Below are 24,993 nucleotides of genomic sequence, written 5' to 3'. Positions count from 1 at the left end.
AAGGGGGAGCATGAATGGTCGACAAAATCGACTTGTCTGCGGGAGTGTCCGGCACACAAAGCGGAGCTTCGGAATATGGCGCGGACGACATTCAAGTGCTCGAAGGGCTTGTGGCAGTTCGCAAACGGCCGGGCATGTACATCGGGAGCACCAGTTCTTCGGGGCTGCATCATTTGGTATGGGAAATTGTAGACAACGCGGTGGATGAACATCTCGCCAAGTTTTGCTCTCGCATTGATATTACAATGCATAAGGACGGTTCCGTTACAGTATCAGACAACGGGCGCGGTATTCCTACGGGAATGCACAAAACGGGAATTCCTACGCCTCAGGTTGTATTCACCATTTTGCACGCCGGAGGTAAGTTTGGCGGTTCGGGATATAAAAAATCCGGGGGTCTGCACGGTGTAGGTGCGTCTGTAACGAACGCTCTTTCGGAATGGCTTGAAGTAGAAATTTACCGGGACGGCAAGATTCACCGTCAGCGGTTTGAATATTGGCAGGACAAGAAGGGCGTGGAGCATGTCGGGGAACCGACCACAGGCCTTGAAGTGCTGGGCAATACTAACAAGACGGGCTCGAAAATTACATTTAAACCGGATATTCGTGTTTTTCAGGCAGGCATTCATTTTAACTACGATACGTTGGCTGAGCGCCTTCAGGAAATTGCTTTTCTAAATTCGGGCCTTCGTATTCAACTTAAAGACGAACGCAGCGGAAAGTCAGATGAGTATTTTTATGAGGGTGGCGCAAGTCAGTTTGTTGCTTTTCTGAATGAGGGCAAGGATGTGCTGCATGACGTTATTCACTTTAATGCCGAGAAAGAAGACATTGAAGTAGAGATTGCCATCCAGTACAATGCTGGTTATACAGAGACGATTGCTTCGTTCGTTAACTCCATTCCGACACGTGGAGGAGGTACGCATGAAACGGGATTCAAAACCGCTTACACTCGTGTCATGAACGACTATGCCCGGAAAACGGTGATGTTGAAAGAAAAGGATAAAAACTTGGAGGGCAACGATCTACGTGAGGGCATGATGGCTGTAATCAGTGTCAAGATGGCTGAGGTTGAATTTGTCGGCCAGACAAAGGATCAGCTGGGAAGCGCTTCGGCACGGAGTACAGTGGATGCCATCGTATCTGAGCAGATGCAGCGTTTTTTGGAAGAAAATCCGCAGATAGCACAAACTTTGATCAAGAAGGCAGTTCAAGCATCCAGAGCACGTGAAGCTGCACGTAAAGCTCGGGATGAAATGCGTTCCGGTAAAAAGCGCAGTGAAAGTTCCAATTTGAATGGTAAACTATCGCCTGCGCAGTCCAAGGATTTTACACGTAATGAGTTGTTTATTGTGGAAGGCGATTCGGCTGGAGGATCAGCCAAGCAGGGACGGGATTCCAAAATTCAGGCCATATTGCCGCTAAAGGGCAAGCCGATGAATCCGGAAAAATCCAAACTGGCGGATATTATGAAGAATGATGAGTACCGTGCTATTACAGCAGCTATCGGTGCGGGAGTAGGAACAGAGTTTTCGCTGGAAGACAGCAATTATTCCAAAATCATCATTATGACCGATGCAGATACAGATGGTGCGCACATTCAAGTGCTGTTGTTGACGTTCTTTTATCGGTACATGAAAGAGCTTATTGATGCAGGACGCATATTTATTGCTCAACCGCCATTGTATAAAATAACTCGAAAGTCGGGTAAGCTCGAAACGGTGCGTTATGCTTGGACTGACGAGCAACTTGATAATTATTTAAAAGAATTTGGACGAAATTTTGAGCTTCAGCGCTATAAAGGACTTGGGGAAATGAACCCTGATCAGTTATGGGAAACAACGATGAATCCCGATTCACGCACCTTGCTACGCGTTCAGATAGAGGATGCAGCCAAGGCTGAACGCAGGGTGTCCACTTTGATGGGTGATAAGGTGGATCCGCGCAAGCGCTGGATCGTGGAAAACGTAGATTTTACGGAATACGTAGAGTAGTGCTATCAAAAGAGGTGTATACATGAGCTTATCGGAGCAGTTTTTGCCAGCTTTTCTGGAGGAAGTGGTCGGTGACCGCTTTGGCCGATATTCCAAATATATTATTCAGGATCGGGCGATACCCGACGTACGGGACGGATTAAAACCCGTACAACGTCGTATTCTTTATGCAATGTACGATTCGGGCAATACGCCGGATAAAGCATATCGTAAATCGGCCAAAACCGTTGGGGACGTTATGGGTAATTACCACCCCCACGGTGACTCGTCGATATACGATGGCATGGTACGGATGGCGCAGCCTTGGAAAATGAGTCACGTGCTGGTGGACGGTCACGGTAACTGGGGCTCCCAGGATGATGATCCGGCGGCAGCTATGCGTTATACGGAGGCTCGCTTGTCTCCGATCGCAATGGAAATGCTGCGCGATATTGAAAAGCGTACGGTTTTGTTCAAGGACAATTTTGATAACTCGGCCAAAGAGCCCGTTGTGTTGCCGTCTCGTTATCCAAATTTGTTGGTGAACGGTTCCAGTGGGATCTCGGCGGGATTTGCGACAGAGATCCCTACACATAGTTTACGCGAAGTTATTGATGCCAGCATTGCGGTGATGGAAAAGCCAGAGATTGAGCTGGAAGAGATTATGACCTTTATCAAAGGTCCTGATTTCCCGACTGGCGGACTCATTATGGGTGGCGAAGGCATCAAGGACGCTTACCGCACGGGAAAAGGACGTATTTATATTCGTTCCAAAACGGAAATTCAGTCCTTGCGCGGAGGTAAGCAGCAGCTAGTCATTACCGAAATCCCATACCAGATCGTCAAATCAAGGCTCGTAACCGCCATGGAGAATATCCGTCTGGAGAAAAAGGTGGAAGGGATTGCCGAGGTTCGTGACGAAAGCGGACGAAATGGTTTGCGCATTGTTGTGGAGCTGAAGAAGGAAGCCGATGCGGAAGGGATTTTAGCTTATTTGCTGAAAAAAACCGACCTACAGGTGGCATATAACTTCAACATGGTAGCTATTGTGAACAAAGCGCCACATCAGCTTGGGCTAAAGTCCATTTTGGAAGCGTATATCGCCCATCAACGCGAAGTTGTCACTCACCGTATCCAGTATGAACTGGAAAAGGCAGAGGATCGTGCCCATGTGCTGGAAGGTTTGGTCAAGGCGCTGAACATTCTGGATGAGGTCATCGCAGCCATTAAAGCTTCCAAAAATCGCCAGGACGCGCAAAATAATTTGCAATGGATGTTTGGTTTTAGCGAACGTCAGGCAGATTCTATTTTGACTTTGCAGTTGTATCGTCTCACCAATCTGGAAATCACCACGCTTGAAAAAGAACTGGGTGACATCCAGAAAAAAATCGCACAATATCGTTCTATTCTGGAAAGTGATCGCAAGCTGATCAGCCTGATTCGCAAGGAACTGTTGGAAATTCGTGAAAAGTACGGCATTGACCGTCGTTCAGATATCCAGGGCGAGGTAGAAGAGATTAAGGTGAACCTGGAAGTCATGGTGGGAGCAGAGGATGTGCTGCTGACACTCTCAAAAGATGGCTATGTGAAACGTACAAGTATGTTGTCATTCACTCGTTCAGGCGGGGAACGTTCAAGTTCTGGTGTTAAAGAAGGGGATTACGTTACCCAATTGCTTGATGTGAATACGCTGGACATATTGCTCGTCTTCACCCAGCGCGGACAATACTTTTTATTACCTGTACATCAGGTGCCAGAGTATAAGTGGAAAGAGCCGGGCACTCCAATTGTCAACGTCATTCCGTTATCGAAGGAAGATCGTATCGTAAGTGTCATCCCGCTCAAAAACATCGAGGAAATTGGCAAAAGCCTGGTATTTGTAACAAAGAAGGGCCAAGTAAAGCGTACAGAATTGAAAGAATATGCTACAAAACGTTCCAGTGCCGTAGCCGCCTGCAAAGTAGCAGGGGACGATGAGGTGTTATCGGTAACGTTAAGCGAGGGTACCCGGGATATTATGCTGATTACCCGCGCGGGTATGAGTATACGCTTCAAGGAGCAAGAGGTTAATGCGATGGGGCGCGTCTCGGCTGGTGTCAAAGGTATACAGCTAGCCGAAGGCGATGAAATTATCGCGGCGTTGTGGGTAGAAGAGGATGAAGGAGAAGTGTTGGTGCTGACCGAGTCCGGTTATGGTAAGCGTACGCTTCTGCTGGATTATCCTACACAGGGAAGAGGCGGCAAAGGTATCACCACCTTTGAGTTCAAGGAAGGCAAACGAGTACGTTCGAATGGAACTCGAATCGTGGCTGCCTTCTATTGCCGTGAAGCTGTTCAATTATTTGCAATCACAGCAGAAGGACAAACGATGTCCTTCCTTTCGGAAAAGGCTCCTTTGACCGACCGAAAGGATACAGGCAAGCTGCTAGCTCCAGTGGAGAAGAAGGACGAAATTGTGAATGTGCTGCTGCGTAGTGAGCCGCAAGCTTCTCAGTCCATAGAATAATAGGAAAGTCAAGCGCTTTTTAGCTCGAAAAAGAGAGGTCCTCTCGTGCCATTCCGGCACGAATGAGGACCTTTTTGCCGTCATGCTGTCGAACCCTGACCAGCCTTCAAAACCGAAGTGAGACTTCCTTCCCCTTTTCATTTCGTGCTCCAAAAACGGCAGGAAACCGGGGCTGAATGGCGAAAATTTAATGTGATGAAATACAATCCGGACGGTGGCCCATACGGTAACTTTGATGCTTTTACTGACCCTGTTATTTAAAGGAGTGAGGCAAAATGCAAACGACCGAATTTGCGAAAATCTGGTCCAGAATGGCTAAGGATTATAAGGTTCATATGGAGCAGCAGCTGGCTCCATCACTAACGGAAGCTCAACTTACGGTGCTGGAGGTTTTGAACGAATACGGCCGTATGAAACCGTCTCAACTAATCCCATATCTCGCCACCACACCAGCCGCGGTTACGATGCTGCTGGATCGGATGGAGCGGAATCGACTGGTCACCCGTTTCAGAGACGTAAAGGACCGTAGAATTGTATGGATTGTTATCTCGGATCAAGGGAGAGAAGAAGTAGAGCGTGGATTGCGAATCCGGGATGATTTTCTGGGTTCTGCACTAAACCGAATTTCTCAGCACAATCAAAATTTGCTGGTTTATTTGTTGGGGAAAATTACAACGAAGGCGAAAACTTCAGTAATGACAAGTGAGGCTGAGGGAGTAAAGGAACCAATAGAGCGAGCAGAATAACTAGAATGGCGGCTACATGAAAAGTAGCTGTACGCAGCAGATTATCATTTTAAGGTAAGTAGGAGTGCGCGGATGTAAATACCTATCGTGGTATTCATACCGCGCTTTTTTGTGTTGAAGTATAGGTGATATTTGGGTGAATGTTGACATTTACATAAGAGATGATAAAATAATAGTTATGAATAAATAACATTTCGTATGCAAATAGTTTCTAGTATATGTATATGTATATGTATATGTATATGGATTGTCAATTGGATATTAGAAAGAAGGATGGTTCCAGTGAGTGATAGAGAGGAAGACAGACTTGAGGTGTACCGGATTATTCAATCGGTAAGGGAGGTTAACAAAACGATATTTTATTCCTTCTGGAATGAGGAGCAGCATTTGGATCTGACGGCCATTCAGCATATGGCTTTGGCAATTCTGAATAAACGCCCCAACATCGGATTATCCGAGCTGGCAGACATAGCGCATGTGGGAAGCAGCTCTATGAGTGGGGTAGTTGACCGCTTGACCAAGGCGGGATATATTGCTCGCGGACGGCATGAGCATGACCGTAGATCCTTAGTGCTGACGCTTACGCCAGAAGGAAAAGATATCATGCAAAAAGTAGACGCCATGTGGATGGAGCGCGTCTTGCCCATTCTGGACATCCCGAAGGAGCAGCTAGAGATGGTCCTGGATATCCATAAACAAATGATCATGAAATTAACACCGAAGGGAATGAATCAACTTGAGCAGTCCTCAAATGACACTACCAGGTAATGTACGCAGAGCACCCATTGTGGCCGCTCTGTTGATTGGCGCGATTGTAGCGATATTAAATCAGACGTTGATCAGTGTGGCTTTACCGAAAATGATGAGTGATTTGAATATAGATGCCAATATAGCTCAGTGGCTTAGTACGGGCTTTATGCTCGTGAATGGGGTATTGATCCCGGTGACCGCGTTCTTGATTGCCCGTTTCTCCACTCGTAAATTGTTTATTAGCGCGATGACTATTTTTTCAATAGGCACGCTGTTATGTGCTGTAGCTCCAAGCTTCAGCATATTGCTGATCGGTCGGCTTATTCAGGCCGCGGGAGCAGGTATCATGATGCCCTTAATGATGGTGGTTATCTTGAACATCTACCCAATAGAGCGTCGTGGCCGGGCGATGGGAACCTTGGGGATTGCGATGGGTTTTGCTCCAGCCATTGGGCCAACCTTATCCGGTTATATAGTACAGCATTATGACTGGCGGGTTTTGTTCTGGATCATCCTGCCGATTTCAGTGATTTCGATTGTGATCGGATTTATTTTTCTGAAAAATGTAACGGAGCAGTCCAAGCCAAAGCTGGACATTCCCGGCATCATTTTGTCTACGCTCGGTTTCGGTGGAATATTATACGGCTTTAGTGATGCAGGAACATCGGGTTGGGGAAGTATTCCGGTCCTGTCTACGCTTATCGTTGGGACTATTGCGCTTATTTTGTTTATTGTTCGCCAACTGAAGGCAGATGAGCCTATGCTGGAGTTCCGTATCTTTAAATACGATGTGTACAGCTTGACGACAATCATTAACGTGATTGTGACGATGGCTTTGTACGCCGGTATGATATTGCTTCCGATTTATTTGCAAAATATTCGGGGGTTTACACCGCTCCAGTCCGGTATGCTAATGTTACCGGGAGCGATTCTGATGGGGCTCATGTCTCCTGTAACGGGGGCTATTTTTGACCGAATCGGAGCACGCTGGTTGTCTGTAATTGGCTTGCTGATCATGGCTATAACGACTTGGGAATTTACACGGTTGACCGAAACAACCACCTATATGACACTGTTAATTAATTATACGGTGCGGATGTTCGGGATGTCGTTGCTGATGATGCCGATCCAAACAGCCGGGTTGAATCAGCTTCCGCAACGATTGAATGCACATGGTACGGCGATGAGTAACACGCTGCGTATGATTTCTGGCTCGATTGGGACGGCAATTCTGGTGACAGTGATGTCAACACAGAGCAGCAACCGTTTGACATCGATTGTTACATCTGAGGGACTGACCGTGACAGATAAAGCGGGGATGCTGGCTGCAGGCAACCAAGCTACAATTTATGGGATTAACTCGGCTTTTATCATTGCAACAGTGTTGAGTGTGGCCGCTCTGATTTTAGCGTTTTTCATCAAAAATACGAATGCACAAAACGCCCATCCCCGTCAACAGCTGGTAAACAGCAAGAAGGGACAGTCCGTGGCTTCCTCGTCATAAAAGGATGGGATGACGCATTAATTTAATTTTCTGCAAAAAAAAGAACCTGCAATGCATGTTTGTTTACATGCGTTGCAGGTTCTTTGTGCAAATGGGGTTGAAGATGTTGATATCCAGATAGGGCAGGGCTTTCCGGTTCAAATTTCAGACGTAATCATGTTCTCATAAAGCGACCGGGGCCATTCATTCCATGGAAATTGGACTGGAGGTAACGAGTGAAATCTCATATCGTCCTTGCTAACCGGATGCGGTGCTCCAGCGAGTAAGGACCAGAGCGCGAGCTGTTGACCGGGCCGGCTCAGATTACCGCCATATTTTTGGTCACCGTAGAGGGGACAGCCAATCGCCTGCATTTGCACACGGATTTGGTGCGAGCGTCCGGTGTGCAACTTAATCTGCACGAGACTGAGTCCATCTGCTTGTCCGATCACGCGGTACTCCAAAATGGCTTCCTTCGCACCAGCCGTTCCAGGCCGAACCGCTTGAACCGTGTTGGTACGGCTATCCTTTAGCAGATAATGGGTTAGACGGCCCTGTGAGGCCGTAGGAACGCCATTCAGAACTGCTGTATACAGTTTGTGAAAATGACGACTTCGAACCGACTCTGACAGGCGAGAAGCAGCTTTGGACGTCTTAGCAAAAATCATGGCTCCACCTACAGGCCGATCCAGTCTGTGAACTAAGCCCAAAAAAACGTTACCAGGCTTATTGTGTCTGATTTTTAGATCTTCCTTGAGTAAAGACAACAGATCAGGATCACCACTGGCATCCTCTTGCGTTGGAACATTGACAGGCTTTACAACTGCCAAAACATGATTGTCCTCATATAGGACAGGAATGTTGGGTTGTGCATGCTCATGCCGGGTAAGTTCATTTTGAGTCATAAGAGGAATTTAAGCCTCCCAGCGTCCGAGAATACCACAAGGCAAATTCAATCCCGAGCGTGTGATCGGCAATCCGATTTCACCAGCGCTAATTTGTCCGCCGTACTTTTGTTGCATGGTCATGCTCAGCATGTTGCGCAATACAGTAGGCGAAATACCTGTAGTATAGGAGTTAATCAGCATGAACAGCGGTTGATCCGAAATGATGCTCATGCAGGATTCGAGAAACGGGTATAAGCTTTCTTCAAGCTTCCAAGTTTCTCCGTTCGGTCCGCGTCCGTAAGAAGGGGGGTCCATGATAATGGCATCATAACGGTTGCCCCGACGTTGTTCCCGTTGCACGAACTTGAATACGTCATCCGTAATGAAGCGTACCGGACGGTCAGCCAGACCAGACAATTGAACGTTTTCCTTTGCCCACTGTACCATGCCTTTGGCGGCATCCACGTGAACTACACTGGCTCCAGCATACGCAGCAGCAGTAGTGGCTCCTCCCGTGTATGCAAACAGGTTCAGTACGGAAATCGGTCTGCCTGCGCCTTTGATTTTATCCATCATCCAGCTCCAGTTCGCTGCTTGCTCCGGAAAAAGACCGGTATGCTTGAAGCTGGTCGGTTTAATGTGGAATTTAAGCGGTCCATAGCTAATTGTCCAGCGCTCGGGGATAGTTTTTTTCATATCCCAGTTGCCGCCTCCGGAGGAACTACGGTGGTAATGTCCATGAACATTACGCCATTCGGCTGTTTCCTGGGCCAAAGGCCATATGATTTGCGGATCGGGACGACGCAGGACAATATCACCCCAACGTTCCAGTTTTTCACCACCGCCTGTATCCATTACTTCATAGTCTTTCCATTCTTGTGCTACATACATGTACAATCCATCCTTCAGCAGTCAATTCAGGATCCAGGCAGCAAGCTGCACAGAAATCCCCATATGGAGTCTATTGTACAACAAACCTCAGCAACAATCGAATGATTACATAAATAAGTAAGTAGTCAAATGGTCCAAAATATTTTTTCTAGGATGCACTTGTAATTATAGCGCTTCCATATTAAAATGAAATCAATCCCACTTGTACGTACAACCATCCGTTTTTTATCATAATAATGAAAGACGGAATGGATTGTACGTACATAATATTTTTTATCAACACAGCTGAAGTTCCACTTAATTAAACACAAACTGCCTAAACTGCCTGTAGCCAGCGTTTTGTGGTAGACGAAGCCTTCGTTCGAAGCTTCTGCCGAAGCGTGGATTCATGTTGGCGGAGCGCATTATAAGGTAATGACCTATGTTGTAACTAATAATTTGTTTATCCATAGAGTTTATCTGCCAACAGCCGCATGTAATGCGGCTGTTTTGCGTATATTTCCATAAGATTAAACCTAGTTTTTGAAATTAACATTTGACAATGAGAATCATTATCAAATATTATTTGAGTAACAGGGAGTGAAAGCATCCCATATTTCAAATAAAGGTGAGGGATGAACTTGGGTAAAATCATGATTGCTTATGCCAGTTTGACAGGTAATACAGAGGAAATCGCGGAATTGATCGCCGAGGGCGTCCGTCAGGCAGGGCACGAGGCGGAGTTGAAGGCTTCGTATGATTGCAGCGCGCAAGAACTGCTCGCATATGACGGGTTCCTACTGGGTGTATATACATGGGGAGATGGTGAGCTTCCTGATGAATTTTTGGATTTTTACGAGGAACTAGACGAACTTGATTTGTCTGGTAAAAAGACCGCAGTATTTGGCAGTGGAGATACATCTTATACGCAATTCTGTGGCGCAGTGGACTTGGTAGAGGAAAAAGTCAAAGAACGCGGCGCATCTGTCATTCAAGAGAGTCTGAAGATTGAATTCAATCCCTTGGATGATGACAAGGAGAATTGCCGAGCTTACGGAAGACAATTTGCACAGGCGGGTATTGGGGTGTCCTGAGAAGAGAGTGAGGGATAGGTATGCGCAATAGCGATGGCTTAAGCGCCTTTCCTCTTCTGCACGACTATCAGCTTGAGGAGATGTGGAGAACTCCACAGCCAATTCGTCAATCACAGAGGAAAAGAGGGCGTGAGGGTTGGAATTGGCGGCAACGGGTTCAATATGCAATAGGGCATGCGCTGAACGAATACTTTGGAATGGAAGTAGAGGTGCGGCGGGAAGTCCCTGTCCAGTATGTGCTGGAGAAATGGTGGCCCAAGCAGTCAGACAGCTTTGAATCTTTGTTCCATTATTGGGATGTCAAAAATAAAGTGTCAGGTGAGTTGTCAAAAATTTGTGGCTTAAATAATGACTTGCTGGTACCTGTAATGCTGTATGAACAATTTTGTACGTCTGTGCCTGAGTTAGAGGTCAATATTTCGCTTATTGTTCAGGCTGCTTGGCAACTATCAGCAGAAGCAGATTCCCTGCTCATTCAAAAGTACATCGTTGACTATAACCCTAACGTTATTAGTACGTTCCAACATATGACAAATGTATTTTGTTATTATGCATTTGGAGCTCTTCCTCAGCTTATTGAGGTATATTGTCTGCTAGAAGGCAAGAAGGTCCGTTTCATTCCGGGACCTTCTTCTTTACAGCAATCTCTGGATTACGTGCTGCTATTACGGGATTCCAAAGAGGATGTACATGGGACAACAGAACGCTGCCGTTGCGGGGGTTGCATGGAAAAGCAAGCTTCTCAAGGGAATAGAATGAATAGGAACACGAAGGAAGGGCAGGGGGCGAAAAACTGCAAACAACGGTCAGCTGTACCTACGCCTTTCTCATAACGTTACTGTGTAACCCTTTAATTGTAAACTATCCCTTTTCGTGAAAGAGCCTTGGAAACAAGGCTCTTTTTTATGAAAAAAAATTATGAAAAAACTGAAAATTTATGTTGCCTGAATAGATAAATATATCTATAATATTTCAATGTACAATAGTTATATGAAAATATTTAAATATAAAAAGACGGTTTGTGGATCATGGATCAGATTGTCCTATGTACATAAAGTTAGTCCTGTCTTTTGCATGGAATGTTGCCATGTGTTTATTTACGTTCTCTATTTGGTTTAATGGCCTAATATTTCAATTTTAAAATATTAGCGTTGAATAATAAAATTTTTTGGACAACAGGGGTGGAAGAAGTGAGTAAGAAAACTGTATTGCCAATCCTCATTGTACTGCTCATTCTGAGCGGTGGAGCTATTGGCTACTATTATTGGTATCAAGCAACACACTTTGTTAAAAGTGACGATGCGCGCATTCAAGCCGATCAATATAAGGTAATGCCGCAAATCTCCGGAGAAATTAGCCACATTGATGTGGAAGAAGGAGATGTTGTTCAGCGTAATGAACCGATTGCCGAGCAGGATGTATCGGGGCTGGATGCGAGTATGATCAGCAAGTCCGTACTGCGCGCGCCGATCAACGGAACCGTTATTAAGATTTATTCGAAAGAGCATGAAATCGGATCGCCGGGTAGTGCTGTTGCAACTATGGTGGATATGAACAGCTTGTACGTATCCACGAACATTGAAGAAACCGATATTAACCGTATTAAACCAGGACAGCTTGTTGATATTACGCTTGATGCAGCAGGTGACCAGGTGATTCAGGGTAAAGTTCGTAAAGTGGGCGAAGCCTCCAACGCCGTGTTCTCACTCGTTCCTGCAGTGAACACAAGTGGTAACTTTAACAAGGTGACTCAGCGTGTGCCTGTAGAGATTGCTGTGAACAAGCCGAAGGATATGAAGCTTATCCCTGGAACGAACGTGGAAGTAAAAATTCATACACCTTAAAAAGGAGGGGTCCATGTGGCTGCCAATGATATTGCTGCTGCTCCTTCGACAGATTCTTCCAAAGAACGCTGGCTTGCCTTTTTCGCTATCGTTTTAGGCGCCTTTGTCGCCATTCTGAACAACAGTCTGATCAATGTCGCCATTCCTAGATTGACGACGGATTTAGGATCTACGACGACACGTATTCAGTGGGTTATTACAGGTTACACGCTTGCATCTGGTGTAATTGTACCGATTACCGGATATATGGAGCAGCGCCTCGGATACAAAAAGTTTTTGATTCTTGCGCTCAGCGTGTTTTCGCTGGGAACGGGAATATGTATTTTTGCATGGAGTGATTCTTCCCTGATCGCAGCACGGGTGCTGGCTGGTCTGGGCGGTGGTGTTATTATGCCGCTGAGTATGACGATTATTTACAAAATTATGCCGCGTGAACAAATCGGTATGTCCCTTGGTATATGGGGGATCGCCGCAATGGCAGCGCCGGCTGTAGGGCCTACGCTCAGCGGATATTTAATTGAGTGGTTTAACTGGCGGTTCTTGTTTATTGTCAGTGTGCCAGTTGCTTTATTTGCAATTTTAATGGTTATTCTTCTAATCAAAGAACCGCCTAAAGTAGAGCCGAAGCCGTTTGATCTACCGGGCTTTTTGCTGGCCGCAACTTGTGCCGGAACACTTTTGTACGCACTGACAAACGGACAGCGTGATGGCTGGACTTCTTTTGGAATTGTATCCTTGCTGTTTGTTGCTTTCTGGGCACTTGTTTTTCTGATCTATGTAGAAAGCGGGAAGGATAATGCGGTAATTGAAATCTCATTATTCAAGAATTCAAAATATACGATTAGTGTTATTGCTTCCAGTCTGGTCATGATGGGGATGTACGGAGGAACGTTCCTAACACCGTTGTTTTTGCAAAATATCCAGCGTGTGTCACCGATTGATACCGGTATTATCCTCATTCCACAGGCCATTGCCATGGCGGCTATGATGCCTATTGCCGGGAAGCTGTTCGATAAGTTCGGCATTGTGCCTTTGGGACTTGTGGGCCTGACGCTAACCAGCTTTATGACCTATCATCTTCACCAGCTTACGCCAGATACTTCGCATGCCTGGTTGGAAACCGTAATGGCATTACGGGGTCTGGGAATTGGTATTTGCATGATGCCATTGTCCACGGTCGGCATGAATGCCGTTCATCCTAGCAAGGTAGCCAATGCGTCTACAGCGTCCAATCTGGTACGTACTGTGGCTGCATCTATGGCGATTGCGGTGCTAACCGCCATTATGCAAAGCCGTTCGGCTGCTCATGCCCAGCAAATTTCGGAGTCCATTACACCAGACTCGGCTCATACGCTACAAGCGACATTGGGCAGCTCATGGATGTCATCCATAAGTAGTTTAATCACACTGGATGCTACATCAAGAGGAATTGGGGATACGTTCCTCATTTCATCCATACCGCTGTTTTGCACGATTCCACTAATCTTTTTGTTTATTCAGAGGAAGAAAGCAAAGACACAGCCGGAAGCATAACCAAAGAACTATAAAATACGACTGGATGGCTTACATTATTTCCACGGACAGAAAGAAAGGGAATTATCATGAAAATATTGAGAGTAGAAAGTACATTAGCGGCTTTAGTGCTCGGCGGCGCAGTGCTGGCAGGCTGCTCCAGTAATAGCGGGGCGGCTCAGGATATGGTCGTTCCGGTTAAAATCAGCCAAGCACAGCAGGGAATTATCGGACAGGGAAATATTTATACAGGAACCGTAACACCTTCGGAGACGGTGAACATCGTGCCTAAAGTGGGCGGCAAAGTGGTTGAACTGCCTGTGGATATTGGCACCGAGGTTAAAAAGGGTCAAGTACTGTTCAAGCTTGATGATAAGGACATGCGGAATAATGTTGCGAAAGCCCGCGCCGCAGCAGCTGCGGCAGCAGCCGGAGTAAGCACCGCTCAAGCATCCCACGAATCTACGATGGTTCAAGCAAACTCGGGCTTAGTGCAGTCCAAGAGCGGCGTGATTCAATCCCAAAGCGCAATCAATCAGGCACAGGGGGCTATTAATCAAGCCACTACAGCCGTAGAACAAGCAACACATGGTGTCTCCTCAGCAGCCAATACGGTGAAACAAACGCAGCAAGCTTTGGCAGATGCACAGAAAAATGTAACACGTACACAAAGTCTATTTGATGCAGGTGCGAGTACCCAAGCACAATTAGAACAAGCCAAAACAGCAGTTGTGAATGCGGAAGCGGCTTACAATAATGCACAAAATGCTCAGGCTAATGCGCAAGATCAGTTGGTAGCTGCGCAGAAGGCCCTAACTACAGCTCGCAACAGCTATGATTCAGCAAAAAATAGCTATAGTAATGCCAATAGCGGTTACAGTAATGCGCAAAATCAGCTCAAAGTATCTCAAAATACTGCGGTTATCGAGTCCAGCCAACAATCTTTTAAGCAGGCTCAGCTAAATGTGAACATTGCTCAGGATGCATTGGATGACACCGTTGTTACATCACCGATCAATGGTATTGTGGGTACGAAAAATGCAGAAGTGGGCGAAATGGTATCCGCTCAGTCTCCTGCACTGGTCATCGCTAATCTGAGTACAGTCAATACTTTGATCTATGTTCCAGCGGAACAGATCAACAATGTAAAAGCAGGTGACAAGGTACAGGTTCGTGTTGCAGCTTCCAACATTGTAACAACAGGTACAGTTAAAAATGTAAGCCCGTTGGATGCAAGTGGAAAAGGATATCCTGTAAAAATCTCAGTAGCGAATCCAGACACGAAACTGAAATCCGGTATGTTGGCTGATATCAGCTTTGTCGCTGCCAATGCACAAGAAGGCATTGTGGTTCCTACTGCGGCAGTTCAAAAGGATCAAGGTAAAGAATATGTATATGTTGTAAACGGAGACCATGCGAAACGTAAGGAAGTGAAGACTGTTCAGACGGCAGGTTCCCAAACACTCGTTACCAGTGGTTTGAGCAATGAGGAGAATGTGATCGTGAATAATCTGGCATTGCTGTCCGATAACTCACCGATTACAATTAGCCAATAATTTGGCTCTAAACTCACGTACTATATAATAGTAGAAGTTTATTGTGAATATGCAAGACAGCCTGCTTAGCGGGCTGTCTTGTTTTTATTTCATTGAGCACATTTTACATAGGATTGATGTCGAAGCGGGACTATTTTTGACGAACATTGGTAGAATAGGATAGACTAAATTGGAAATAGATAGTTTACGAGATCTCAGACAAGCGATCGGAGGAATTGTAAGATGGAAGTGAAATTGGTAGTGGATTATGAAGCTTATGAGAATGGCCAAACGATGGCTAAATCTATTGAGGAACTGGCAGCCAAGCCGGAGAGCGCGCAAATTACTGATCTCATCATTGGAGATTGGGGCGGCGCCTATGAAAGTTCACCAGAGGATTTTATCCCAGTGTTAGTGAAGCTCAAAGATCAATTCCCTAAGATACGCAAACTGTTTATTGGTGATATGGAATATGATGAGTGTGAGGTTTCATGGATTAACCAGACGAATCTGTCCCCGTTGTTAGAAGCGTTTCCAGCATTGGAGTCCTTTCATATCAAAGGAAGCCAGGACCTGAGCTTGGAGCCGCTTCGTCATAGCCATCTTCAGGAATTGGTTATTATCTGTGGTGGCCTGCCTGCGAGGGTTCTTCAGCAAATACGTAATGCCGAACTGCCTGAACTGCGCAAGCTGGAACTGTATTTGGGTGTCGAGGACTATGGTTTTGACGGTAACCTCAATGATATTTTGCCGTTCTTGGACAGCAATCCTTTTCCCAAACTTACATACTTGGGACTCAAAGATAGTGAAATACAGGATGAAATTGCAATTGCAGCAGCTAATGCCCCTGTGATTGGACAGCTGGAAGTGCTGGATCTCTCACAAGGTACGTTGTCTGATAAAGGTGCAGAAGCGCTGCTGGCTAGTGAAAGTATAAAAGGGCTGAAGCATCTGGATTTGAGCTATCATTATATGTCTAGTGAAATGATGCAACGTTGGAAAAGCTCGGGTCTATCTGTGAACGTGGAAGATCAACAAGAAGCGGATGAGGAAGATGATTGGCGCTATCCATCACTGACTGAGTAATTTGTTAAATGGATTTCTAAAACGGACTGTTTTCAAAATTAAAATGATCTAAAGTGAGGCGGCTCTATGGTTAGGATGTCAGACTGTAATGTCAGCGAGCCGTTTATCTTGTTCGGTAATCCGGGGAATCGTCGAACTACCGGGCTGCAGGAGGCGCGAAGCAGATTAAAGCTTCCGCCCGCTCTGGAGGTTTCCTATAAGAATGTGCTGGAAGCTATTCGGCAGAAACAAGGTCTGAGCGAGCTGATGTTGCGAATAGCTGCACGAGCTACGCAGGATAGCGTGAATGGCAGTTCTTTTGTGCAAGAGAGCATTGATCAGTTACTGGCGGGGCAGATGGACAGTGGTCCGCTGCTTCGTCTGGATGCACCGGGCGAAAACTTTGAGGTAGAGCGTGAGTTGATTGCTCTGGGCGCCTCGGATGTTGAGGGAGACGATTCTCTGTTGCCATGGCCCGAATGGACACAAGGCACAGGTATAGCGGCGGCAGAAGCGCGACGTCTGCAGGAGCAGCACGGTCGTATTTGGCACCCGGCACAATGGTTCCGGGGCTATTGCCGTCTGCTGGCCTGGCTGCGGGATGAAGTGGCTCTGCTCTGGCCCTCGTCACACTGGATGAATGATCCGGCGGAAGTGGCCGTAATGTTCGACAAACGGCGTTGTAGCGCCGATTTAGGTAAGGCAGACATAAGGGTCCCGCCAGTACTTGCATCTTCAGGTGGTGCATTTCGTGATGTTGATGATCTGCACACGGCAATGAAGGAGAGCGGGTTTCACCGCGTATTTGTGAAAATATTTTGTGGGTCCGGTGCTTCTGGTGTCATGGCCTATCAGGTACATCCCCATACACACGCGGAACTGGCGGTGACCACGATTGGAACGGAAATCATACACGGACAGCGCGTGTATTATAATGCCGGACGATTGCGTCGTTATACGAATAAGCAGGACATTCATGCTATCCTTAACTGGCTATGCCTGGAAGGGGTACATGTGGAGCGCTGGATTCCCAAAGCGACCCTGAACGGGCGTGTTTATGATGTGCGTCAACTCGTGTGCGGATCAGAAGCTTGCCATGCGGTTTTGCGTTTGAGCCACAGCCCCATTACCAATTTGCATTTGCGTAATGAGCGGCTCTCGCTGAAGGAAGCCGGATTACCACAGAGTACGGTGGAATCGGTCCAGCTTACTGCGAAAGCTGCTATGAGTGTTTTTCCGGCGTCCATGGTTGCTGGACTGGATGTGCTGGTTCCGGCTCATGGGGGGCGTCCCTATGTGTTGGATGTTAATCCGTTCGGTGATTTGCTGTACCGGGTTGAACATCAGGGTTGGAATCCGTATGAATGGGAAATGCAGCACCTCGCTAATAGGAGCGTGGTTAGGGAAAGGAAAGACAGATATGACTGATATGAACCAAATTGTCGGCTCTCATGATATTGTCATGATTACGCTGGATACCCTGCGTTATGATGTAGCAAAGCTGGAGGAAGAGAATTGTCCGAATTTGTGCGGCTCCGGCTCGTGGGAAAAACGCCATACACCGGGTAGCTTTACCTATGCTGCACATCATGCTTTTTTTGGCGGATTTTTGCCGACTCCAGCGAATACGGATAAGACTTCACATATCCGTCTGTTTCACACAAAGGATACGGGGCTGCGTACGCATCCACATACCTGGCTGTTCGATGCCCCGGATATTGTGTCCGGGCTAGAGGGTGAAGGTTATCGGACCATCTGTATCGGCGGCGTTATTTTTTTCACGAAGAAAAATAAGCTTGCCAAGGTGCTGCCTGGATATTTTCAAGAAAGCTACTGGCGTATGAACTTTGGCGTTACCAACCCCCGTTCGACGGAGAATCAGGTGAATCATGCTCTGAAACTGTTGGGGAATACAGACCCGTCGCAGCGCTTGTTTTTGTTTCTGAATGTATCAGCGATTCATGGGCCAAATCATTATTTTGTGAAGGGCTCTGCTAAAGATTCAGTGGAGTCTCAACGGGCAGCCTTGCGGTATGTGGATGGTGAACTTGGACGTTTGTTTGATGCCTTACGAAATCGGGGCAAAACGTTTTGTATGGTTTTTTCCGATCATGGTACAGCTTATGGGGAAGACGGCTATGAAGGACATCGTCTGGCGCATGAGGTAGTCTGGAATGTGCCTTACCGCGAATTTATATTATAGAGCAAATAGAAATATAGATTGCACTGGTAAAATATCAAGAAATCAATCCAGCGCGAGGAAGGAGCAGAAATGAAAGCCATGAATTTGAATCACTCGCATCCAACGGGTGCGGCAGCCCCGGAGATAGATACAAACTTAACACCGTCTAGGTTTCAGTGGCCTGAAACTCCTGTTGAATGGGCACGCACGATCCGTGAAGCTCCCTATCGCTCCTATCTGTACTCCTACCCACATAAAACGGCCTATCGTCCGTTTGATACACCGCTCTCGTTGCAGGAATTGTGGGAGAAGGAGGAGTTAGAAAGCTATTTTTTGTATATGCATATTCCATTTTGCGCGGCTCGCTGTGGATTTTGTAACCTCTTCACTTTGCCGGACAAGCGTCTGGATGTACATAAGGAGTATGTGGATGCGCTAGAAAGACAAGCCAAGCAATGGGCACCAATTATGGGCCGTCGGCCTTTTTCGCGTTTTGCGATTGGCGGCGGTACACCGACCTTACTGGAGGCTCCTTTGGTGGAGCGCTTGTTTGACATTGCGGAAAATATAATGGGACTGGACCCTAAACGAGCTTCTATTTCGGTGGAAACCTCTCCCGATACTGTGACTGAGGATAGGTTGGAGGTGCTCAAGCGCCGCGGGACAGATCGTGTCAGCATGGGAATTCAGAGCTTTGTGGAATCAGAAAGTGCCGCCATATACCGACCTCAGAAGCCAAAACTTGTTAGAGAAGCACTTGAGCGGCTGGTGGAATACAACTTTCCTTTGCTGAACGTGGATCTGATCTATGGCCTGCCTGGTCAAACGGTGGAAACCTGGCTGTATTCTTTAGAGGAAGCACTGTCTTACTCGCCAGGAGAGATTTTTCTTTACCCGTTATATATTCGAGAAAATACGATTTTAAAGCCAGGCTATACCGGGCTGGATCATGATATTCGCCTTACTTTGTATGAAGTGGCGCGTGAACAGCTCAAACAGGCAGGATATGTACAATATTCCATGCGCCGTTTTGCTAAAAATGATGGTATATCCAGCAAAGAGCTTTTGCCCTACAGTTGTCAGGAGGAAGGTATGGCCGGTCTGGGGTGTGGTGCACGCTCCTATACACGCAATGTCCACTATGCTAGCCGTTATGGTGTTAGTGCAGCAGCTACGCGTAGTATTATCGCAGATTATGTTGCTGCGGAACGTCATGATCTGGCTGACTACGGCTTTATTTTAAATGTGGATGAGAGGAAGCGACGCTTTATCTTAAAGGCGCTTCTTCATCGTGAAGGTTTGGAGCTATCGGCCTATGCAGAGCGCTTCGGTGTATCCCTGTCGGACGATTTTACAGGAATGTCGTTGCTGCTGGAATCCGGTATGGCTGTCGTCGAGGAGGGTACGCTGCGACTTACAGAGGAAGGAATGGCCTATTCCGATGCGATTGGGGACTGGATGATCTCCACGTCAGTACGTGAGCGCATGGAAGGATATGTAGGCGCATGAGAGCGACCTTATATTATCGTGGTTCGTTGACCTCTTGCAACTATGCTTGCCCTTACTGCCCGTTCAGTAAAAACGTTGATAGTCGGGAAACGTTGAACAATGATCGGGCCCAGTTGGAACGTTTTGCTGATTGGGTACGGGAACAGGGCGCTTTGGGGCATCGTCTCTCTATTTTTTTTAATCCGTATGGAGAAGCCTTAATTCATTCCTGGTATCGCAAGACCATGATTGAGTTTTCCCACATGGCGCATGTGGAAAAAGTGGCGGTACAGACGAATCTATCGACTAAGCTGGATTGGACGCAAGAACTGAACCCGGAGACTGCTGCGCTGTGGGCTACATATCACCCTGGAGAGACGAAAGAGCAAGTTTTTATATCGCAGGCTATAAAGCTATATGAACTTGGTATTTCCTATAGTGTCGGTACCGTCGGGTTAAGACAGGCATTTCCGGCTATTCGTTCCTTGCGATCGCAACTTCCAAGGGATGTTTATTTGTGGATCAACGCCTACAAGGATCGTCCACATTATTATACAGATGCTGAGGTTGCTGAATTAACTGCGATAGACCCCTATTTTCAATGGAATTTAAAGGATTATAGCAGCCAGGGGCGGGGATGTCGCGCCGGTGAAGATGTATTTTATGTCCAGGGTGACGGAAGAGTAAAACACTGCTATCAGGATCGACGGGTGCTTGGACACTTATACAGGGATGGTCTTGAGGGTCTGAGTGGCAAACGTCCGTGCCGAATGAAAGAATGCGGCTGCTATATAGGCTATATTCATATGGAAGAGCAGCCGTTTCGGGAAATGTACGGTAGTGGCTTACTCGAAAGGGTGCCGCGGGTACAGGTAGCTCCGGTTCCATCATTTGGCAGACAGGCTATTCATAGAGCAAATGAATCCATATAGCAAGGGACGTCCACGTCTATATGTAATACTATAGCACCTTGATCTACTAGAGAAACGAGCAACAAAAAAAAGAGCCGACCTTTGCCCTCAAGCAAAGGTCGGTTCTTCTGTTTTATAATAAGTTTGTGTGACGATCTTATGCGAAATAATCAAGTTTGGACAACAGCAGTAATTTCTTCATCCAGATCCAATCTGATTTGTTCGCGATAGGCACGAATATTGTATTCGGAATATAGGTATCTCAGAATTGCTTCAATCATATTGGCTTCCACCAGATATTGACTGCGGCCCTGTACATGGACTTCTGCTGAATAACCTGTATCCTCTTCCCAGCTTAATTCTACTGTCACATCAGTGGGCTGGACACCTTTGCGTTCAGCCATATGCAAGCAAATAGCGTTGACAATCTCATCCATACTCAAAATCATAGCTTAGTAACGTCCTCCGCGGGAATCATCTGGTCTGCGACGATTTTTAATAGCACGGTAGATACCTACTCCGGCCATGATCAGGACGTAAATGGCGAGAACGTTAACGGCAAGGCCAAGCAAGCTGCCCAATGCGCCCATGTTGCCGAACAATCCACCGAAGAGCATACCTGCCAATCCGCCCAGCATCATACCTTTCAGGAAACCGCCGCCACCGCCAAGGAATCCACCAGTTCTGCTTGTATTACCGGCAGTTGCCCCTGACTTGGTTCCGCTATCTGACTTATTGATGCCATTGCTGTCATTCGCCTTGCTTGGTGTAGATTGGTACGATTTAGGCCCGGATTTAAACCCGCCGCCTCGCCTTGCGTCAGCAGTAGATGGTGCGATCATAGCAATGAATAGGGTAAAAGCCATCATCAGCATCATCATATTTTTCAAAGTGAATGTTTTTTTCATGTAAATATAATCCCCCTTAGTAAATTGTTTTATAGGTCAAACAACCGCTTACTAGTAATACGAATGGCATGGAAAAGGGTTTCGAAGAATTTTAATTTTTAAAAAATTAAATAATAACGTTCCTTAAATCCTATGCATGGATTAGCAAAAGCATTCAGCTTTGCGGCTTAAGTGCAAACGGATTAGTGTCCACACTGACATCACCGGCAAGCAGCATGTGCAGAACCATTTGGCACCATTCCAGACCTGCTTTAGCATTCAAAAGCCCTTTTTGTACTAAAATATAGTCACCAAAGTTTTTACTGCCAAAATGTAAATTCTCTGCGGGAATGTTGTTCAGAATATCCTCTAGATGCTGGATTTTCTGAATAAAATGACGTTTGCGTTCCTCCAGCATACGATTGGCACTACTTTTGTCTGTCAACCAAAGACAGAACAGTCGAAGACTTAATTCATCCCGTGTAACCGGAGCAGCTAACGCTTCCTGGGACCATTGCTGAAGCATATGGATTCCCTTGTCGGTAATGGTATACATTTTCTTATCAGGCTTGTCGGACTGCTGAATCCAACGGGAGGCTAGTAGTTCCTTGCCCTCCATACGGGCCAGTAGCGGATAGATCTGACTGTGCTTGGCCTGCCAAAAAGGCTGGATACGCAACATCAGATCATAGCCGGAGGATTCCTCTCTTGCGAGAAGCCCCAACAGACCATACGATAGTAAATTCATAGATCTTATCTCCTTCATCCATCATAGTAACGGTTGTAAAAGCACTGCGGCAGGTATTCTGCAGCTTCATGAAAAGTGTACACTGAAACTGTATGGTTTGACAACTTTCAGACAGGTCGTTCACAGGTTAGCCAAAATTGGCTCCTGTCATTCTCCACGTATATGCGTTTTTTTTCATAAAAAAGGGTAGTTTAAGCTCGTATGTACGAGCTTAAACTACCTGGTAACTTTCTGCCGAAGCGTATCCTATTTACTGTTCATTCCCGTCAACGACAAGCGTTAACGCTCCTGTATCTGGATGAATAACCATGCCGTGAACGGGAGCATTAGGGGGGAGAAGCGGGTGATTTTTAATAAGCTTCACGGTAGTTCTTACCCCTTCTTCAATGTTGTCAAAACCTTTCAACCATTTATTTAGCTTAATTCCTGAATTTTCTAATGTATTCAGCACTTCCTGAGAAATTCCGCGATCGAGCATTTCATTGACCATGTGGTCTGCATTTAATGCAGCCATGCCGCATTCATAATGGCCCACGACCACTACTTCGTCTGCTCCCAGCTCATACAGGGCGACTAGTACACTGCGCATTACGCTTCCAAAGGGCTGTGAAATAATCGCACCCGCATTTTTGATGATTTTCACATCACCATTACGCAGGTTCATGGCTTTAGGGAGTAACTCTGTTAGCCGTGTATCCATACAGGTGATAATGACCATTTTTTTATTGGGGAACTTGCCCGTTCTATAGGCCTCGTATTCTTTGTTTTCTACGAAAACACGATTGTACTCGAAAATGTCTTTGATGTGATCCACGATTGTTCCCTCCAGGTTCTTATAAAGTTTGATATGTACAGCCCAACGTTTATTTCAGGTCTTAGGAGCTGGTCGTACATGTTGTGTGTTGATTATACTTTTTAATATAAGTATCATCAAGTATAGGTATTGTAAAGTTTTAACCATTTTAAGTTAAAGAGGTGACCTCAAATATGGCGCAACAGACGTTGGATCAATTGACGGCTTTAAAGGAGCTTGCACACAAAATTAGTAGTTATGGCGAAGCAGTAGGTCTGCTGCACTGGGATTTACGGACTGGTGCCCCGCGAAAGGGCGTTGACATTCGGTCGGAGACGTTAGGTATGCTGTCCACTGAAATGTTCAAGCTGATGATCTCGGATGAAATGGGACAATTGCTGCAATTTTTTGCCCCAGAAGACAAGCTGAAGCAACTGGAGGATAATGATCGCAGATTGGTGGAGGAATGCCGTAAAAATTATGAACTGAATCGTTCGGTTCCGGCAGACCGATATCGGGAGTATAGCATTCTTGCAGCACAGGCAGAGAGCAAGTGGGAGGACGCAAAGGAACATAGCGATTTTGCCGGATTTGAACCGTACTTGTCTAAAATCGTCGACATGAAGCGTGAGTTTATCGGCTACTGGGGTGTTAAGGATACAGAGTATGACACGCTTTTGGATCAATATGAGCCGGGGATGACGGTTGAAAAGCTGGATGCTGTGTTTGATCGTCTCAAAAAGCGCCTTGTGCCCCTATTGTCTAAAATTCAGGCTTCATCGAACCAGCCGGATAAGAGCTTTTTAGATGGTGTGTTTGATGTGAAGCAGCAGGAGAAGTTCAGCCTGTTCATTTTAGGACAGATGGGGTATGACTTTGACGCAGGTCGTTTGGATGAGAGTGTACATCCTTTCGCAACAGGATTAAATCCAGGTGATGTGCGTATAACAACTCATTATCTGCAAGATGATGTAACCAGCGCTATTTTCAGTTCGTTGCATGAAGGAGGCCATGCGCTGTACGAACAAAATATTGCTCCAGAGCTGGCAGGATCACTACTGTCTGGAGGAACCTCTATGGGGATTCATGAATCCCAGTCGCGCTTGTGGGAAAATAAAATCGGACGCAGTCGTGCTTTTTGGGATCGGTATTACGATGATTTGCAACAGCATTTTCCTGATCGTTTGGCGAAGGTTACGGCAGAGCAATTCTACCGGGCAGTCAACCGTGTGGAAAATTCACTGATTCGTATTGAAGCGGATGAGCTAACATATAATTTACATATCATTATCCGTTATGAAATTGAAAAAATGCTGTTTAATGAAAAGCTGGATGTGAAGCGTCTCCCCGAGGTGTGGAATGCGAAATATAAGGACTACCTGGGGCTTCTACCACCGAATGACGGACTGGGCGTACTTCAAGACGTTCACTGGTCCGGTGGTGATTTTGGTTATTTTGCTTCCTACTCGCTTGGCAATATGTATGCAGCGCAAATTTTGGCGACATTACGCAAAGAGTTGCCCAATCTGGATGAATTAATTGCTGCTGGGGAACTTGAGCCGATCAAGCAATGGCTGACCGAACGTATTTACCGTTACGGCAAGAGTCGGACGCCATCCGAGTTGATTGTAGCCATTACAGGTGAGGAGCTGAACCCGGATTATCTCGCCGACTATCTGGAAGAGAAATATACCTCCATATACAAGCTGTAATTTAGAA

Annotated in this window: 22 protein-coding genes and 1 pseudogene; 17 read left to right on the top strand and 6 right to left on the bottom strand. The window is 46.3% G+C overall.

The genetic code is table 11. From position 1 onward, the window contains the following. Positions 1–14: 14 nt before the first annotated feature. From parE to ACM1ND_RS15420, 5 genes are all read left to right on the top strand, one after another. Positions 15–1,994: a DNA topoisomerase IV subunit B gene (gene parE, locus ACM1ND_RS15440; protein ID WP_028540692.1), complete on the top strand. Its 1,980-nt coding sequence runs from the start codon at positions 15–17 to the stop codon at positions 1,992–1,994. Positions 1,995–2,016: 22 nt separating this feature from the next. After that, positions 2,017–4,479, top strand: coding sequence for a DNA gyrase subunit A (gyrA, locus tag ACM1ND_RS15435; RefSeq protein WP_013310616.1), 2,463 nt, complete (start codon positions 2,017–2,019; stop codon positions 4,477–4,479). Positions 4,480–4,754: 275 nt separating this feature from the next. Further along, the gene (locus ACM1ND_RS15430; protein WP_013310615.1) at positions 4,755–5,225 is read left to right on the top strand and encodes a MarR family winged helix-turn-helix transcriptional regulator; all 471 of its coding nucleotides are present in this window, start codon (positions 4,755–4,757) and stop codon (positions 5,223–5,225) included. 282 nt (positions 5,226–5,507) lie between these two features. Then, positions 5,508–5,993 (top strand): MarR family winged helix-turn-helix transcriptional regulator, encoded by a 486-nt coding sequence (locus ACM1ND_RS15425; protein WP_023989070.1) that lies wholly within the window; start codon positions 5,508–5,510, stop codon positions 5,991–5,993. Beyond that, positions 5,977–7,479 carry a DHA2 family efflux MFS transporter permease subunit gene (locus tag ACM1ND_RS15420; protein WP_028540693.1) on the top strand — a complete coding sequence of 501 codons (1,503 nt, stop codon included), beginning with the start codon at positions 5,977–5,979 and terminating at the stop codon, positions 7,477–7,479. Before ACM1ND_RS15425 ends, ACM1ND_RS15420 begins: the two co-directional genes overlap by 17 nt. A 137-nt stretch (positions 7,480–7,616) precedes the next feature. Here ACM1ND_RS15420 and ACM1ND_RS15415 read toward each other — a convergent pair whose 3' ends face one another. Beyond that, a complete protein-coding gene (locus tag ACM1ND_RS15415) occupies positions 7,617–8,363 on the bottom strand; it encodes an RluA family pseudouridine synthase (protein WP_209942627.1) in 747 nt (248 codons plus the stop codon). A 9-nt stretch (positions 8,364–8,372) separates the two neighbouring features. Next, the gene (locus tag ACM1ND_RS15410) at positions 8,373–9,236 is read right to left on the bottom strand and encodes a class I SAM-dependent methyltransferase (RefSeq protein WP_418026276.1); all 864 of its coding nucleotides are present in this window, start codon (positions 9,234–9,236) and stop codon (positions 8,373–8,375) included. Positions 9,237–9,599: 363 nt separating this feature from the next. Between ACM1ND_RS15410 and ACM1ND_RS15405 the strand changes: the two are divergent. From ACM1ND_RS15405 to ACM1ND_RS15355, 11 genes and pseudogenes are all read left to right on the top strand, one after another. Beyond that, positions 9,600–9,743 (top strand): annotated as a pseudogene (locus ACM1ND_RS15405) (hypothetical protein); the annotation flags it as partial. Positions 9,744–9,850: 107 nt separating this feature from the next. Next, complete coding sequence (locus ACM1ND_RS15400; protein ID WP_034095047.1) at positions 9,851–10,309, top strand: flavodoxin; 459 nt, start codon at positions 9,851–9,853, stop codon at positions 10,307–10,309. Between the two features lie 20 nt (positions 10,310–10,329). Then, entirely contained in the window at positions 10,330–11,142 is an 813-nt protein-coding gene (locus ACM1ND_RS15395) for a hypothetical protein (RefSeq protein WP_028540695.1), read from the top strand. 357 nt (positions 11,143–11,499) lie between these two features. Continuing rightward, positions 11,500–12,153: an HlyD family secretion protein gene (locus ACM1ND_RS15390; protein ID WP_023989065.1), complete on the top strand. Its 654-nt coding sequence runs from the start codon at positions 11,500–11,502 to the stop codon at positions 12,151–12,153. A gap of 15 nt (positions 12,154–12,168) precedes the next feature. Beyond that, positions 12,169–13,686, top strand: a complete 1,518-nt coding sequence (locus ACM1ND_RS15385; RefSeq protein WP_023989064.1) for a DHA2 family efflux MFS transporter permease subunit — start codon at positions 12,169–12,171, stop codon at positions 13,684–13,686. Between the two features lie 68 nt (positions 13,687–13,754). Further along, complete coding sequence (locus tag ACM1ND_RS15380; protein WP_023989063.1) at positions 13,755–15,221, top strand: efflux RND transporter periplasmic adaptor subunit; 1,467 nt, start codon at positions 13,755–13,757, stop codon at positions 15,219–15,221. A gap of 222 nt (positions 15,222–15,443) precedes the next feature. Further along, positions 15,444–16,286, top strand: a complete 843-nt coding sequence (locus tag ACM1ND_RS15375) for an STM4015 family protein (protein WP_023989062.1) — start codon at positions 15,444–15,446, stop codon at positions 16,284–16,286. A gap of 66 nt (positions 16,287–16,352) precedes the next feature. Then, the gene (locus ACM1ND_RS15370) at positions 16,353–17,693 is read left to right on the top strand and encodes an STM4014 family protein (protein ID WP_076159241.1); all 1,341 of its coding nucleotides are present in this window, start codon (positions 16,353–16,355) and stop codon (positions 17,691–17,693) included. Further along, entirely contained in the window at positions 17,686–18,468 is a 783-nt protein-coding gene (locus ACM1ND_RS15365; RefSeq protein ID WP_023989060.1) for an STM4013/SEN3800 family hydrolase, read from the top strand. Before ACM1ND_RS15370 ends, ACM1ND_RS15365 begins: the two co-directional genes overlap by 8 nt. Positions 18,469–18,537: 69 nt before the next feature. Beyond that, on the top strand, positions 18,538–19,956 hold the full coding sequence (locus ACM1ND_RS15360) for an STM4012 family radical SAM protein (RefSeq protein WP_076159238.1): 1,419 nt from the start codon (positions 18,538–18,540) through the stop codon (positions 19,954–19,956). Further along, on the top strand, positions 19,953–20,867 hold the full coding sequence (locus ACM1ND_RS15355) for an STM4011 family radical SAM protein (RefSeq protein WP_418026274.1): 915 nt from the start codon (positions 19,953–19,955) through the stop codon (positions 20,865–20,867). The genes ACM1ND_RS15360 and ACM1ND_RS15355 overlap by 4 nt, the downstream gene beginning before the upstream one ends. Before the next feature lie 149 nt (positions 20,868–21,016). Here the strand turns inward: ACM1ND_RS15355 and ACM1ND_RS15350 are convergent, their stop codons facing one another. The 4 genes from ACM1ND_RS15350 to ACM1ND_RS15335 form a co-directional block, all read right to left on the bottom strand. Beyond that, complete coding sequence (locus tag ACM1ND_RS15350; protein ID WP_069079734.1) at positions 21,017–21,295, bottom strand: YxcD family protein; 279 nt, start codon at positions 21,293–21,295, stop codon at positions 21,017–21,019. A 3-nt stretch (positions 21,296–21,298) separates the two neighbouring features. After that, positions 21,299–21,754: a hypothetical protein gene (locus ACM1ND_RS15345; protein ID WP_023989057.1), complete on the bottom strand. Its 456-nt coding sequence runs from the start codon at positions 21,752–21,754 to the stop codon at positions 21,299–21,301. Between the two features lie 154 nt (positions 21,755–21,908). Continuing rightward, entirely contained in the window at positions 21,909–22,481 is a 573-nt protein-coding gene (locus ACM1ND_RS15340; RefSeq protein WP_028540701.1) for a PadR family transcriptional regulator, read from the bottom strand. Positions 22,482–22,731: 250 nt separating this feature from the next. Continuing rightward, positions 22,732–23,295, bottom strand: coding sequence for a beta-class carbonic anhydrase (locus ACM1ND_RS15335; protein ID WP_418026273.1), 564 nt, complete (start codon positions 23,293–23,295; stop codon positions 22,732–22,734). A 173-nt stretch (positions 23,296–23,468) separates the two neighbouring features. Here ACM1ND_RS15335 and ACM1ND_RS15330 point away from each other — a divergent pair, with 173 nt between their 5' ends. Further along, positions 23,469–24,986, top strand: coding sequence for a carboxypeptidase M32 (locus ACM1ND_RS15330; RefSeq protein WP_068942662.1), 1,518 nt, complete (start codon positions 23,469–23,471; stop codon positions 24,984–24,986). Positions 24,987–24,993: the final 7 nt, after the last annotated feature.

The sequence above is a fragment of the Paenibacillus sp. JJ1722 genome (assembly GCF_048282685.1).
GTDB classification, from domain to species: Bacteria; Bacillota; Bacilli; order Paenibacillales; family Paenibacillaceae; genus Paenibacillus; species Paenibacillus polymyxa_B.
Note: the sequence above shows the minus strand (reverse complement) of the source record. Positions and strands in the feature narration are given on the sequence as shown.